General features: G+C 31.0%; 12 protein-coding genes. 8 read left to right on the top strand and 4 right to left on the bottom strand.

Going from position 1 to position 14,853, the window contains the following annotated elements; translation table 11 throughout:
* Position 1: 1 nt before the first annotated feature.
* From NRK67_11750 to NRK67_11740, 3 genes are all read right to left on the bottom strand, one after another.
* Complete coding sequence (locus NRK67_11750) at positions 2–937, bottom strand: sugar ABC transporter permease (protein ID UUV17960.1); 936 nt, start codon at positions 935–937, stop codon at positions 2–4.
* Positions 938–950: 13 nt separating this feature from the next.
* The gene (locus NRK67_11745) at positions 951–2,219 is read right to left on the bottom strand and encodes a sugar ABC transporter substrate-binding protein (GenBank protein ID UUV17959.1); all 1,269 of its coding nucleotides are present in this window, start codon (positions 2,217–2,219) and stop codon (positions 951–953) included.
* 1,251 nt (positions 2,220–3,470) lie between these two features.
* Entirely contained in the window at positions 3,471–5,057 is a 1,587-nt protein-coding gene (locus NRK67_11740) for a sensor domain-containing diguanylate cyclase (protein ID UUV17958.1), read from the bottom strand.
* Positions 5,058–5,184: 127 nt separating this feature from the next.
* On the opposite strand from NRK67_11740, the gene coaBC reads away from it, so the two are divergent.
* A complete protein-coding gene (gene coaBC / locus NRK67_11735; GenBank protein UUV17957.1) occupies positions 5,185–6,357 on the top strand; it encodes a bifunctional phosphopantothenoylcysteine decarboxylase/phosphopantothenate--cysteine ligase CoaBC in 1,173 nt (390 codons plus the stop codon).
* Positions 6,358–6,441: 84 nt separating this feature from the next.
* Entirely contained in the window at positions 6,442–6,822 is a 381-nt protein-coding gene (locus NRK67_11730) for a LysM peptidoglycan-binding domain-containing protein (protein UUV17956.1), read from the top strand.
* A gap of 101 nt (positions 6,823–6,923) precedes the next feature.
* Here NRK67_11730 and kdsB read toward each other — a convergent pair whose 3' ends face one another.
* Complete coding sequence (kdsB, locus tag NRK67_11725) at positions 6,924–7,661, bottom strand: 3-deoxy-manno-octulosonate cytidylyltransferase (GenBank protein ID UUV17955.1); 738 nt, start codon at positions 7,659–7,661, stop codon at positions 6,924–6,926.
* 281 nt (positions 7,662–7,942) lie between these two features.
* On the opposite strand from kdsB, the gene NRK67_11720 reads away from it, so the two are divergent.
* From NRK67_11720 to NRK67_11695, 6 genes are all read left to right on the top strand, one after another.
* Positions 7,943–8,905: an IS30 family transposase gene (locus NRK67_11720; protein ID UUV17954.1), complete on the top strand. Its 963-nt coding sequence runs from the start codon at positions 7,943–7,945 to the stop codon at positions 8,903–8,905.
* Positions 8,906–8,945: 40 nt separating this feature from the next.
* A complete protein-coding gene (locus tag NRK67_11715) occupies positions 8,946–9,581 on the top strand; it encodes a hypothetical protein (protein UUV17953.1) in 636 nt (211 codons plus the stop codon).
* Between the two features lie 190 nt (positions 9,582–9,771).
* Positions 9,772–11,028 (top strand): serine/threonine protein kinase, encoded by a 1,257-nt coding sequence (locus tag NRK67_11710; GenBank protein UUV17952.1) that lies wholly within the window; start codon positions 9,772–9,774, stop codon positions 11,026–11,028.
* Positions 11,025–11,801: a VacJ family lipoprotein gene (locus NRK67_11705; GenBank protein ID UUV17951.1), complete on the top strand. Its 777-nt coding sequence runs from the start codon at positions 11,025–11,027 to the stop codon at positions 11,799–11,801. The genes NRK67_11710 and NRK67_11705 overlap by 4 nt, the downstream gene beginning before the upstream one ends.
* A 62-nt stretch (positions 11,802–11,863) precedes the next feature.
* Positions 11,864–12,415 (top strand): TetR/AcrR family transcriptional regulator, encoded by a 552-nt coding sequence (locus tag NRK67_11700; protein ID UUV17950.1) that lies wholly within the window; start codon positions 11,864–11,866, stop codon positions 12,413–12,415.
* Positions 12,416–12,539: 124 nt separating this feature from the next.
* Positions 12,540–14,840 carry a TolC family protein gene (locus tag NRK67_11695; GenBank protein ID UUV17949.1) on the top strand — a complete coding sequence of 767 codons (2,301 nt, stop codon included), beginning with the start codon at positions 12,540–12,542 and terminating at the stop codon, positions 14,838–14,840.
* Positions 14,841–14,853: the final 13 nt, after the last annotated feature.

Raw genomic sequence — 14,853 nt, 5'->3', positions numbered from 1 at the left:
CCTAATAAACTTCTGATTTTTCTTTTTTTAAAAAACTTTTTTGAACTATTGCTGCAATAGCCGAAAAGAAAAGCAATATATTGGCTATTGTCATGGCATACCCTGCATTTAAATTTTTGAATGCATTGTTATATATATGGAGGACAAGGGTCATAGAAGCATTTCCAGGCCCTCCTCCTGTCAACGTATAGATAAGATCAAATGTTTGAAGTGACCAGACCATCCCTAAAAACACTACCATTATTGTTGTAGGTTTTAGTAACGGCAGAGTTATATGATAAAAAACACTCCACCTGCCTGCTCCGTCTACCTTGGCAGCCTCTGTATAATTTTTAGGAATTTCCATCAACCCGGCGATATATAGGATCATAAAATAACCTGTATTCTTCCATACTGTTATTCCCATAAGAACAAATAACACTATAGACGAATCTCCTAACCAGTTAGGCTGAGTTATATTTAATATATTAAGGATCATATTGAGGGGAGATCCTTCTCCATTTAATAGTATCCTCCACACAATACTTACTAATACCATAGAAGAGATCACAGGAATAAACATAGCTCCCTTTACAAATTCTGTCAGTCTGCTTTTCCCCCTGCTCACCAGCCAATTAGCCATGAATAAAGAAAATATAGTCTGAGCAGGAACTACTCCCAATGTAAATAAAAAAGTATTTTTCAGAGATGCTTTAAATGTTTTATCCAAAAGAAGGTTTTTATAGTTTGAAAAGCCTATAAATTTTGGATTTTTTATTATGTTATAGTCTGTAAAACTAAAGTATATTGAAAGAAAAATAGGAATCACATAAAAAGTAAACAGTAGGAGGCTGAGGGGCCCTATAAAACCATAGGGCTTTCCTTTACCTGCTAACCTTTTTATGCAAAATCTTTTCTTAGGTTTTTCATTGCTTAAAAGAATTTCTACGTTTTGCATATCCAGCTCCTTCTTATTTAGCTAATAATCTATTAGAATACTCTGCTGCTTCATCTAAAGATTCCTTAGCACTTTGTTCTCCGGCCATCATCATTTGGAGCTGTTTCCATAGATATTCATATATCTCTACCCCATGAGGTCCTACTACAAGTGGTCTATATACTCCTTCTTGAGTTTCTATCATCTTTTGTAATCTTGGGTCTCCCTGATATGGCTCTCCCTTAGCAATAGGTGCTCTTGGGTGATGTTTATGGAATTTAGTCATAGATTGAGTACTTAACATATGCTCTATCAATCCAAAAGCTAATTCTTTATCTTTAGCACCTGACATAAGTACTAATTGGTCTACTGATGCAAAAGTTCCTTTATCTTCATCTTCAAGGGAAAGAATTATTCCATAGTTTAAATCAGGAAATGATTTATCTAAGATCTCTCCTGCTGCTGAAGATAAATATATAGAAAATAATGATTTTCCAGGACCAAATGTTGTTTGTAACATCTCTTTATTAGTTTGTGCCATATAGTATGGAGGCAATACATCATATTTAAATTTTAAGTCTTTTAAAAATTCAGCGGTTTTAACTCCGGCTTCATTATTAAATTTTACAGATTTTAAATCATCATTAAATATATCTCCACCTGCCTGCCAAAGGAATCCATACCAGTTCCAGTTAAGATCTCCAAAATAAGGTGCTCCCCATCCTTGAGAAAATCCCCATTGATCTGCTTTTCCATCTTTATTTGTATCTTGAGTTGCCTTTACTGCACACCTTATGAAATCTTCCCATGTAACAGGAACATCTTCACCTATAGATGCAAGTATATCTTTGTTGTAGTAGATAACTGCAGGGTTAGCCGCTTCTATCCCGAGTCCATACATACCACCCATCATCTTTCCGTGTTTGATGTATATATATTTTTCATAATCTTCCTTTGTAAGGTAGGGCGTCAGATCTTCAACTGCTCCCATCTCTATAAACTGCGGAAACATCTCAGCATACATATACCCTACGTCTGGTCCCTGTCCCGAAGCTATTCCGGCAGCATATTTTTCAGAATAGTTCTCCCACGGAATAATCTCTAATTCTACATCTACATTATTTGCTTCTTCATATTCTTTGATAATCGGTTCCCAGACAACTTTGTCATTTTCTCCAATAGGCGGTAACCATACAACTATTTTTTCCTTCTTCTCTTTCTTCCCCCAAAAAGCCATGGCCTCTGTACTTGTTACTGCAGTCAATAAAATTACTGACAATATTAACGCTAATATTTTTTTCATTTTTTCCTCCCTTTTTTTGTTTATATAAAAAGATAATATACTCTCATCATTTAAAATGAGTTTAAAGATTATTACCCTCTTAAATACATACTGTTTTTTTGTTCACTTAATTTGATTTTTTTACATTCCTCTCCTTTTCTCATTACCTGTTTGATTTAGGGCACAAACAGGTAATAAGAAAAAGGCTAATGCCTGATTCATTTTCTATATTTAATCTTAAAATATTTATTAAGGTGTGAAATATCCTGAATTATTTGAAGATACGGCTCTTATCACTCAAGGTTTAGAAATTTAATCTATCCCGGCAACATCCTTCCAGAATCAACTGAGGCTTGAAAGTAAGGGTAAATTTTCAAAATTAATAATTTATCAGAACTACTTTAAAATAGAATCGTTATTATTGACAAAGTTTATTAAATTTTTAATATCTAATTCAACAACATCCTTCTAAAATCAATTGAGGCTTGGAACTTTGAATGAAGTTTAAAATTAATAATTTTTATTTTTATGATAACTTCGAATTTAATGCATCATAAGTGACCCTCTGATTTACCAGAGAGATTATATTTTTGCATTAAAAAACATGGCATAAATAGCCACTATAATTTAATAGTCTAATATGCATTGAGATTAAATTTTATTCTTTCATTTTCTTCGTTTTTTACAATGATTGTTGGAACAGAATAGTTCCGAAAGTAATTATTTTAGGAATAGATAAAGTATTAAGGTCATAATATCTCGTTAATATTTTTATTTATATCCGCAATAATTTTAAAATGGGTTGGAAGTTAAAGAGTGAATTGGAATAAATGTTTATCATATTGAAGTAATAGGCACTACCTAATATATCCTTTTTTCAGATTCTAAAAGTTCCGTTATAACTTCATCCAGAAGTTTATCAGCTACTCAGGCTCAATTAAATCTTGATTTAAACATAATTCCTCTCCTTTAAAATTTATTTACATAACTTATACCATTTTTTATTTGATTTATCAATTAAAAAATTAAATTCATTTGAATCATTTCTCTATTTCGTTCTTAAAATCTCTATCCTAAATACACTCATTATGGTCAATAAATAAACATAGTGACATTACAGATAGACAATATCCTATATCTAAAAAATTCCTTATTAATATTTTAATGATTCCTACAGAGGTAAAATTTTTAGATAATAAAAAAACTGCACTCTAAAGATAAAATGTTAAAAACACCTACTTTGCAGACTACAGTTTTTCTATAAACCAATCTTTATTTTTCGTATTCCACCCTGTTTCTTCCATTTTTTTTTGCTCTATACAACAAATTATCGACCCTTCCCAGGATTAAATCTAAAGTGTCATTAGGTAATTTTTTTACGACTCCCATACTGACTGTAATTATAGTATCGTATTCCCATGTCATTTTTTCTATAGTTACTCTCAATCTTTCTGCAATTATAATCCCCTCTCTTAACTGAGTATCAGGTAATAAGATTAAAAATTCTTCCCCTCCATACCTGCCGAATATATCTGTATTTTTTACGTTACTTAAGATAACCTTAGATACTTCTTTTAAAACTGTATCTCCAAATAGATGACCAAAGGTATCATTTATTTTTTTAAAATTATCAAAATCAAACATAATTAAAGAACAATTTAAATTATAGTTCTTTGACTGCTCTATTTCTTTTTCAATTAAATTTATAATTGCTCGTCTATTGTAACACCCCGTCAATGGATCTGTTTCAGAGATATATTTCAGATCATTCTCTCTTTTTATGATCTCATAATTCATTTTTTTTATGGCACTATTGATAAAACCTAATTCATTTTTTTCATCTATTATTTCGGTTAACTTACCTATATTTTTATTATAGTTCCCCTGAGAAATACTGTCAATAACACCAGATAATTGATTTAAAGAGCTGTCAAAATTTTTACTTATAACAGATAAAATAATGAGAATAAAAATTATAGTCAACAGAACTATCCCAATGATGTAGAGTCTCAACCTTAAAATTGTATTATTTATATCTTTTTCATAGATACTTCCAATTAGAAGAATATCCAAGTCTTGTATTTTTTTTGTATGGTAAAGATTTTTTCCCATGGGAGTCTTTTTTATAATTTCAAGATGATCTTTGGAAAATAAATCCATTTTTGATATATAATTAAAGTTTTTCTTGTTATCTCCTCCATCTACTAAAATTCTATTATTCTTATCCACTATGAAAAATGACCCTGTATTATCAATTTTAAATTTTGAAATTTCATCCTCTATATGAGACAAATCAATCATTGCTACCAACACACCTATTATTTCATCATCTAATTCAATTTTTTTAGATAGTGTTACTATGGGATTTCCTGTACCTGCATGGATAAAAATTTTTGATAGATAGGTTCCTTTAGAATTAAGAGCTCCTGTATACCATGGCCTTGTTGTAGGATCATAACTAGATGGTAAATTTTGATCTTCAGCTAGATCATCAAAGACTATTTTCTTATCGGAACTTCCAAAGGCTATAAATTTTATAGATTTTTTCTTCTCAGCTATATCCTTCATATGGTAAAACATATGTTTAAGTCTGTATTCATTATTTATTTGAAAATTTAATGAGGTTAGGCCTTCATGCTTTTCGTTATATGTATTAGCTAAATGTTCAAGAGTTTCACTGACAGAATTGATTTCATTTTGAATAGACTGCTCTATATTTTGACTGATTAAGTCCATTTTTTGACTTTGTACTTCCTTCATTTTCCCAGAGAATATATATAATGTAATTACAGAAATGATCAATATAGGTATTGTTGCTGTAAAAAAAGTTAAGGTAAAAATTTTTCTTTTAAGACTCATCCAACCACCCCTCATTGTTAACATTTATTTGCTAAAATCATATTTTTCCTTTTTTTTTTAGTATGCTATACTTATAAATATAAAAACCTCAAATTAAATGAAAATTGTAAAAAAAGGAGATATATCAATGAATAAAAATATATTATTAGGAATTACCGGAGGTATTGCAGCCTATAAGTCTGCTAATATCTGTTCTCTTTTAAAGAAAAACGGATACAATGTAAAGGTCATAATGACCAAAAATGCTACTGAAATAATAACCCCTCTTACTTTGGAAACCCTGTCTAAAAACAGAGTAGCCATTGATATGTGGGCAGAAAAATCAAACATAGATGTGGAACATATAAACTTGGCTGACTGGGCTGACCTGGTTTTAATAGCACCTGCTACCTATAATATCATTGGGAAGGTGGCAAATGGTATAGCTGACGATATGCTTTCTACTGTGATCTCTGCATCTTGTGCTCCTACTTATTTTGCTCTGGCTATGAACGTAAATATGTATAACAATCCCATCTTAAAAGATAATATCAAAAAATTAGAAGGATATGGATATAGTTTTATCGATGCAGATTCAGGTCAGCTTGCCTGTGACTGGGTAGCTAAGGGAAGACTAAAAAAAGAAACCGACATAGTTGATATTGTAAATAACTACTTTGAATCTTTAGAAAGGGAAAGATTTTTAGAGGGAAAAAATATATTGATTACAGCTGGTCCTACTGAGGAAGCCATCGATCCTATCAGGTATCTGAGCAACCGGTCTACAGGCAAGATGGGATATGCCCTGGCAGCTGCAAGTGCTCAATTAGGAGCCAATGTTACCTTAGTCAGCGGGCCGACTAATCTTGAAGTTCCAAATGGGGTAGAATTTATATCTGTGAAGAGTGCTAACGATATGTATGAGGCTGTCTTTAGTAAGTTTGAAAATATGGATATCGCCATCGGCTGTGCAGCTGTGGCAGATTATAGAATAAAAGAGTATTCAGACTCTAAAATCAAAAAAAATGATGGAGATCTGGTTTTTGAATTGACTAGAAATCCAGATATCCTAATGGAGATGGGTAGGAGAAAAAAAGAACAAATTCTTATTGGATTTGCTGCTGAATCTGATAACCTAATTGAAAATGCTATGAAAAAATTAGAGAAAAAAAACCTGAATCTCATAGTAGCCAATTCTACCAATGCTTTTGGAAATGACAGCAATGAAGTATTCTTTATCGATAAAGAAAAAAATATTTTAGAGATCCCACAAATGAAAAAAGATGATCTTGCATTTAAAATTCTAGAAATATTAAAATAAATTAATAAAATTAATATTTACATTGACTAATCCCTAATTATGGAATATACTCATATAAATATCACATTAATCAGGAGGATTTTAATGAAAAAATTATTAATATTATTAGCAGCTCTATCACTTGTAGCATGCAGCAGTAATGAACCAAAGGAAGAGAAAATAGAAACTACACCTGTAGTTACTGAGGTTGTTGTTGAGGAGACTCCGGTAGTTGTTGAAGAAGAGGTAGTAGCTGAAGAGGCGCCAGTAGTTGTTGAAGAGACTGCTATAGAAGAAGAAGTTGTCGTTGAAGATGTTCCAATGGTAGAAGAAGCACCTATAAACTATACTGTTGTAGAGGGAGATAACTTATTCAGAATAGGATTAAAATACAATATGTCTTGGGAAAAATTAGCTGAAGAAAACAATATCTCTAACCCGGATGTTATTGAAGCTGGTCAAGTATTAACAATCCCTATAAAATAATTTTTTAATGACTATTTATGTATAAAATAAAAGGTGATCTCTATATTTTAAGAGATCACCTTTTTTATTACATGATATTACACCAACTTATACAAAGTTTTTTATATAGTGATCTTACCTTTTTTTACTATTTTTCTAACTCTTTCTAAATCTTCCTTAGTATCAACTCCTACAATTTTATAGGGTGTCTCTAAAACCTTTATCTTATAACCATTTTCTAAAACTCTAAGCTGCTCTAATGATTCGGATATCTCTAAAGGTGTCTGAGGCATCTGTGAATATTTGATAACAAAGTCCCTTCTATATCCGTATATTCCTACATGTTTAAAATAATTCTTCATATCCAGTTCCCTCGGGTATGGGATAGGTGATCTAGAAAAATAAATTGCATAGTCACCTTTAGTTGTAACTACCTTTACATTGTTTGGATTCTCAACCTCTTCTATAGTATCTATCCTATGCTTTAAAGTTGCCATACTTAAGTCTGGTTCCTTTAAAAATGGTGTAATCAGAGCATTAATCATCTCTTTTTCTATAAGAGGTTCATCTCCCTGTACATTTATAATCACATCAAATTCACTATAAATTTCTGCGACTTCAGCTATTCTAGAGGTTCCATTAGGGTGATTCTCAGAGGTCATAACAACTTCTCCCCCAAAAGATTTTACTTTATCATATACAAGTTGATTGTCAGTTGCTACAACAACCATATCTAGGTTGGATAATAGAGTACGCTTGTATACCCATTCAATCATAGAATGACCATCTATATCAGCTAAAGGTTTCCCTTCTAGCCTCGTTGAAGCATATCGTGCCGGAATAACTCCCAAAAATTTCATATTTCCCTCCAATTATAATTTTTTATTAATTATACAATATAATTGCCTAAAAAAGAAGGAAGTTGATTTTATTTAGAGTATACTAATTAGCAATCTTTTATTTAGGGGAGATAAAATTAAGTGTTGATTTATTAGAAGTAAATATTTATAATGTAATAAATAAAGATATTTTTAGTTAAATAAGTATTGTTTCTTGAATTGTATAATTAAATGCAACAAAAAAAATTCATAAATATTTCCTTGGTATAATGTAAGTGCGACCAAACATTAAAGGAGTATTTATGAATCATAAACATTTTACCATTGAAGAAAGAGAAAGTATATTTAAATTTTTAGCGCAAAAAAAATCAATTAGTTTTATTGCAGCTAAATTAAAGAAAAATAGAGTTAGTATTTATAGAGAAATTAATAGAAATTCAGTTGATGGTGAGTACACTCCTAATAAAGCCCAGTTTTTATACAAAAAAAGAAAACAACTTTGTGGAAGAAAGCACAAATTAAGAGATTCGATCCTTTTGGTAGATATTCAAGAAAAGTTAGAATCAGGTTGGAGTCCAGAACAAATATCAGGAAGAGCTAAATTAGACAACCAATATTCTATTTCATTTAAAACAATTTATAGAGCAATATATCTTGATTTTCTTACGGAGAGTACTAAATACCTTTTAACTAGAAAAGGCAAACAAAAGCCTAGAGGATTGAAAGAAACAAGGGGTAAAATCCCTAATAAAAAGATGATAGAAGAAAGGTCTGAAGAAGCGAATGATAGAAGTGAGATTGGTCATTTTGAAAGCGATACTATCGTTGGCGCAGGAAAAAAAGGTGCTATGATGACTTATGTTGATAGGAAATCAAGATATCTTGTAGCGGAGCTAATGATTAATAGAAAATCAGATACTTTTAATGAGGCAACAATAGAGAATTTTAAATATATACCTAAAGAATACATAAAAACATTTACATCGGATAACGGGAAAGAATTCTCTAAATTTAAAGAATTAGAGGAAGCATTAGGTATTAAAGCTTATTTTGCTAACCCTTATCACTCATGGGAGAGAGGAACAAATGAGAATACAAACGGTTTATTAAGGAGAACTTTCCCTAAAGGGACTATTTTTAGTAAGATAAAGAGATGTGAATTTTATAAAGCGGTAAACAAAATTAATAATAGACCAAGGAAGTGTTTAAATTGGAAAACCCCAAAAGAAGTATTTTGGGGTGAAATTGAAAAGTGTTGCATTTAATTTGACAACGTAAGTTTTAAAATAATAGGGCGGTGAAAAAATGAACAAAAATATATCTGAGGATATAGCTTTTTTTAATTTATTAAAGGGGTTAATTGCACCAAAATTAGGAAACGAAACATTGAATTATAGTATATCTATAAGTGATCTCTCCAATAAAATGGAAATAGACATTAAAATAATTTCTAAATTCTTAAAAAAATTACAAGAAAACGGATTAGTTGAAGTATTAAATGAGGTCGATGGAAATGTTTATCTTCACTTTGAAAAAACACATGATAAACTATTAGAGATTATATCTGTCGATGCAGTAGAGGAAAAAATTTCTAATATAAGTGATTTCATAAAGAAAAAAATTTCATACTTCAATATGAATAGTACAAATGAATATATATCACGATATGCCCTGGAAATCAGAAATTTAATGGATGAAAAAGGACCAAATACTGATATAAGCGATATTATTTCTAAAGGTATCAAAGATATTTTAAATGAAGAAAAAAATAGAACTTTATTAAATAAAACCATATTTGAAATTGCTAAAGAGGCTGATGAGGATGATTTAAAAAGTCTGGAAGAGATCATCTATTATAAATTAAATTTACCTGTAGAAGAAAATCCATTTTATGTAACTTTATTTTTAACAGCTATATCTTACAAAATTCAATATCTATAATATTTTAGGGGCATACTTTATGCCCTTTTTATATGAGTATAAATAAACTCAGGAGATAAAATCTTAAATACAAAGTAATATAAAAGGGGAAAGAACCACAGAAAACACAATGAAAAAAAGGAAACTGACAGGTCAAATAGAATAAATATGTGTATAGGGATAAAATAAATAAATAAAAGGATGAGTTCGTATGAAAAAAATAATATTGATATATATGATTATAAGTTTGTGGAGTTATGGATATGATTACCCATATAAAGATCCATATTTAGCAACAGTTTTAGCCACTCCTACTAAAGATATGGCACCATTTAAAAACACAAGTTTTAAGGAGATAAAGTTAAACTTAAAGAATGAAAAAGCACCGCCTAATCTATGGTATTTAGATGGATTTAGATTTGGATTGATGGCTCAAGATCGTGAAGCTCCCCTGATATTTTTATTGGCTGGAACAGGGTCTAAATATAATTCTCCTAAGATGCTGACTATGAGCAGGATCCTATATCAAAATGGATTTAGTGTTATTATGCTCCCTACCAGCTTTGATTATAACTTTGTTATTTCTGCTTCCGAAACTCATGCACCTGGGTTTTTAGAAAAAGACAGCAATGAGATATACGATATCATGAGCTTAGCACTGAATAAAGTAAAAGATAAAATTCAGTACAAAGAAACCTATGTTACCGGATACAGCCTTGGAGGAACTGTTGCACTTGCAGTAGGAGAGATAGACAGCCGAAAAAAGCATTTCAACTTTAAGAGAATTATGTCTGTCAACCCCACGGTAAATTTATATGAATCTGCTAAAATTTTAGATCATCTGTTGGATGACAATATAAGAACCGAAGAAGAATTAGATCAATTATTACAAAGGATAATCTTAGGTATAATGCAATACAGTCAGGATAATGGAAAGATGAAGATAGATGAGGCGGCCATTTATGCCCTCTTTAAAGAATTAAATATGAATGATGAAGAGTTAAAGATTCTTATAGGAATTGCATTTAGATTTATAGCAATAGATATCAACTATATCAGTGATCTTATGACTAAAAGCGGGGTATACACAGATCCTGATAAAAAATTAACTAAATTTCAGAGTATGAGTGAATATTACAGCGCTGTTAATTACAGTAACTTTCAAAATTATATAGATAGAATTGGATTTAAAACATATAAAAAACTGGATAAATCCCTTACTATGGAGGAAATGATAGAGAACAGCAGTCTAAAATCTATAGAAAGTTATCTAAAAGGTGCTGAAAATATTGCAGTAGTTACCAATGAAGATGAATTGATATTGACTCCAGACAATCTAGAATATTTAAAGGAGACAATGGGAAGCAGGATAAAAGTTTATCCCTATGGAGGACACTGTGGAAATATGTTCTATAGGGAGAATGTGACTTCTATGATTCACTACCTTAAAAGAGGTGAGTTAAAATGAAAAAAATACTTATTTTAATGACTTTAATTTTTATGGGTTGCAGCAATATAAAAGTAGAGGATGACATTTCTTATAATAGAGGAGGGAGAATAGAGGTAACAGAGAAACCTAAACTTCATTTAAATGATGGTGAATCTAATATCATGGATGCATACGATCCATTTGAACCACTAAATAGAAGAATATATTATTTTAACTATCAATTCGATAATTGGGTAGCCTTACCGGTCTCTAATTCATATAAATTTTTCCTGCCACAAACTATCAGAACCGGTGTAGGTAATTTTTTTAGCAATTTATATGAACCTATCAGTGTAATAAACGGAGTATTAATTTTAGATTATAAAACTGTATTTACGGGGATAGGCAGATTTTTTATAAATACTACAGTAGGTGTTGTGGGTTTATTTGATGTAGCAACCCTTGTAAAAATACCTGAACATAAAGTTACTTTAAACGATACTCTGGCCCTTTATGGAGTAAAGGGTGGTCCATATTTAATACTCCCATTTTTAGGCCCCAGCGATCTTAGAAATGCCAGTTCCTTGTTGACAACCTTTGTTTTAAGGGCACCTCTCGATCCTATCAATGTTTATGGCGGTTCCGATACTTTATGGAAAGACCTAACCGTAAAAGGATTAGAGGCAGTTGATGTTAGGAGTGAAGTTGACTTTAGATATTACAGCTTGGGAACTCCATTTGAATATGAATATGTCAGACTCCTTTATTTAAGATCTATGGAGATTAGAAAGTCGAACATTAAAAAAAATTAATCTTTAAATTGACACCGACCGATAGGTAGGCTATAATGATTAAGATATTTAGGAGGGGAAGAATGAATAATACAGAAAGGGAAATAATCAGAGTAGCGCTAAGGATGGTCAGTGAAAATGGATATGAACGGTTAAGTTTTCAAAAAGTTGCAGATGAAATCGGTATTGCAAAATCCAGTATCTACCACTATTTTAAAAAGAAAGAAGATTTAGGGATCGCAATAATGGAGTTAATAGAAGAAAAAATTCAGAAAAAAAAAGAAGAGATATTAACTTATGAAAGTGAACAAGACAAATTAAATGCTTATTTAGAAAAAGCAAACGAAGAAGATACACTATACTATGAAGCCAAAGCAAAATTAACTTTTGATTTTAACGGATTACCTTTAAAGCTTCAAGAAAAAATAAGAAAATATTCTATACGCAATTATGAATTTGTCTTGGGAATCTTGAAAAGAGGGGCAGAAAAAAAAGAATTTAGCATAAAAAAAGATTTAGAAGAAGCTACAATGGGGATAATCCTTATAAGTATCGGAGGTTATATCTATGCCAGAGCCTTTGGGGATAAAGATTTAGATATCAGTAAGTATATCACTGACAGCATAACAGATTAAAATTAATTAATTTATAGGAAATTCAACTATTTTCCATATAATATAGATTAGAAAAATTATAAAGGGAGGCGAAAAAAGTTAACCACTAATTTAAATAAAAAAGAACATATAGGAGGAGATAAAATTGATAAAAAAAATAAGTTTAATTATTATGTTATTCATTATAAATGTTTTCACCTTTGCTAAAGAAGTTGTAAATATTGCTGTATTATACAGTCAAAAAAGCAGTAATAACATAAAAAATTCTCAAAGTGTCATCGAAAAAGAATTTACAGACGTTTTAGAAGGAAATTATACTGTAGTTTTTCCAAAGGAACTACAGGTTATAGCCAAAGAAGGATCTGAAGAAATTGATAAAAGTTATTCAGATCTAGCTAAAAACAAAAAGGTCGATGTAATTATAGGTGGAGACCACTCTGTTTCCAACCAAATCATAAGCAAAGAGAGTGTAAAAAAATTAAGTATTATGCCATTTGCTCAATATATATTACACGGTGAAACTAGTCAGGTTGAAAATCTTACCTACAGTGTACAAGAGATCGGATTCGATAAGATCTTTCAGCTTCTAAGAAGTGTAGATAAGGATTTCTCAGAAATTGCCCTTATAGCTCCGGAAGAATTTTTTGATGTAGATAAAAAAATGTTTTCCTATATAGAAAAAGAAGTCAAAAAAAATGGAGTATCAAAGGTCAAATGGATTCCTTTTAATGGAGATTTTGAAAAATTAGCCACAGATGTTAAGGGAGAAACCGTAGCTCTTTTAGGCGGCTTTTCAGATCCAGATAAATTTGTCCAAGTTATGGATGTTTTAAATAATGAAAAGATAGTAACATATGCAGATGGATATGGTACAGGCATCAGTGAAAAAGCCTACCTATCTTTTGAAGTGGATACAAATATTCAAAGAAGACTTCGAAAATCAGCTATCTCCCTCTTAGAAATACTAGATGGAGGAAGTGCAAAAGACCAGAAAGTTTATGTAGTTGGCGGAGAGATGAGACCAGTTATAAACCAGTCTGTGGCTGAAAAAATAGAAAAATGGCCAAATTGGAGAACAACAGTAGCGGCTAAAATAGTAGGAAAAGAAAATTTAGGAGAGGAACTGACTCTTTATTCATCTCTAAGAAAGGGATTAGATGATAACCTGCAACTAACAATAGATAAAAATGACCTGAATATCCAGGAATACCAAGTAGATGCTGCCAAGTCATCTAGACTGCCTCAAGTAGTTGCAACAGGTGGATACAAAGCAGTAGATCAGGGTCAGGCAGATGCTCAAAATGATGTAAAAAAAGATAATACCTATGTAGGTGTAGGATTAAAACAGGTAATATGGAACGATAAATTAAATTCATCGGTATCTATAGAAAAAAGTATTTATAATGCAGAAAAAGAGAGCTATAAACAGAGTGAATTGGATACAGTCTTAAAAATTTCTACAGCTTATTTTAATGTCTTGAAATTAAAAGCTTCTCAAAGCATACAATACAGTAACTTAGAACTAACTAAAAAGAATTTAGAGTTAGCCAGAGTCAGGGAAAAAGTTGGATACTCTAGAAAATCAGATGTATACAGATGGGAAAGTAAGCTAGCTACAGATATCAGCAAGTTAAGTGATTCTCAGGCTAAACTTCAAAATGCCAAGGAACAATTGATGAGAATTTTAAACAACGATCTTAATACAAACTTTCAACCGATAGATATCTTAGATACTGAAGAGTTTTTAGGAATAGCAGGTTTGGAGTTAACTAAGAAAAATGTAATGGATGATACCTTAGATAAATTAATAAAATTAGGTCTTGAAAACTCTACAGAGATCAAACAAATCGAAAGTTATACAGCGGCAGCTGAAAGAAAACTCAAGGAAGCTAATAGAAGTTTCTATAGTCCTGAAGTAGCATTAACTGCTGACTACAACTACTATATGGATAGAAAGGGTAGTGGAGAGTTATATGCTCCTGATGGAGACCCTAGAAAGGAAGCTTGGACTGTAGGAGTACAGGTAAGTATCCCATTATTAGAAGGGGGAGAAAGAATAGCCCTAAGAAATACCGCTACAGAACAGGTTCAAAAATTAACACTTCAAAAAGAAGATGTTGAAAATAGCGTAAAACAAAATATCAGAGCTTCTCTAACAGATTTAGTAACAGCTAAAATAAGTGTTGAAACTTCAAAAGATGCAAGAGTTGCAGCAGTTAAAACTCTTGAACTAGTAACAGATTCATATTCAAGAGGAGAAGTATCTATAACTGAGTTATTAGATTCTCAAAATGTCGCAATTCAAGCTAAAGAAAGTGAAAGTGCATCTAAATATGATTATTATACTAAGTTAATGATAACAGAAAGAGCAGTAGGAGCTTATCACCTATTAAATCCTGAAGCGTATTCAGAGTTACTGGGTGAAACTAATTTAAAGGTACAATAATCAAAAAATGAGG

This window comes from Fusobacteria bacterium ZRK30 (assembly GCA_024628785.1).
In the GTDB taxonomy this organism is placed as follows: Bacteria; Fusobacteriota; Fusobacteriia; order Fusobacteriales; family Fusobacteriaceae; genus Psychrilyobacter.
Note: the sequence above shows the minus strand (reverse complement) of the source record. Positions and strands in the feature narration are given on the sequence as shown.

Bases quoted from the DNA above. Each gene is read 5' to 3' on its own strand.
- NRK67_11750 (UUV17960.1), bottom strand. From the start codon at position 937: ATGCAAAACGTAGAAATTCTTTTAAGCAATGAAAAACCTAAGAAAAGA.
- NRK67_11745 (UUV17959.1), bottom strand. From the start codon at position 2,219: ATGAAAAAAATATTAGCGTTAATATTGTCAGTAATTTTATTGACTGCA.
- NRK67_11740 (UUV17958.1), bottom strand. From the start codon at position 5,057: ATGAGTCTTAAAAGAAAAATTTTTACCTTAACTTTTTTTACAGCAACA.
- coaBC (UUV17957.1), top strand. From the start codon at position 5,185: ATGAATAAAAATATATTATTAGGAATTACCGGAGGTATTGCAGCCTAT.
- NRK67_11730 (UUV17956.1), top strand. From the start codon at position 6,442: ATGAAAAAATTATTAATATTATTAGCAGCTCTATCACTTGTAGCATGC.
- kdsB (UUV17955.1), bottom strand. From the start codon at position 7,661: ATGAAATTTTTGGGAGTTATTCCGGCACGATATGCTTCAACGAGGCTA.
- NRK67_11720 (UUV17954.1), top strand. From the start codon at position 7,943: ATGAATCATAAACATTTTACCATTGAAGAAAGAGAAAGTATATTTAAA.
- NRK67_11715 (UUV17953.1), top strand. From the start codon at position 8,946: ATGAACAAAAATATATCTGAGGATATAGCTTTTTTTAATTTATTAAAG.
- NRK67_11710 (UUV17952.1), top strand. From the start codon at position 9,772: ATGAAAAAAATAATATTGATATATATGATTATAAGTTTGTGGAGTTAT.
- NRK67_11705 (UUV17951.1), top strand. From the start codon at position 11,025: ATGAAAAAAATACTTATTTTAATGACTTTAATTTTTATGGGTTGCAGC.
- NRK67_11700 (UUV17950.1), top strand. From the start codon at position 11,864: ATGAATAATACAGAAAGGGAAATAATCAGAGTAGCGCTAAGGATGGTC.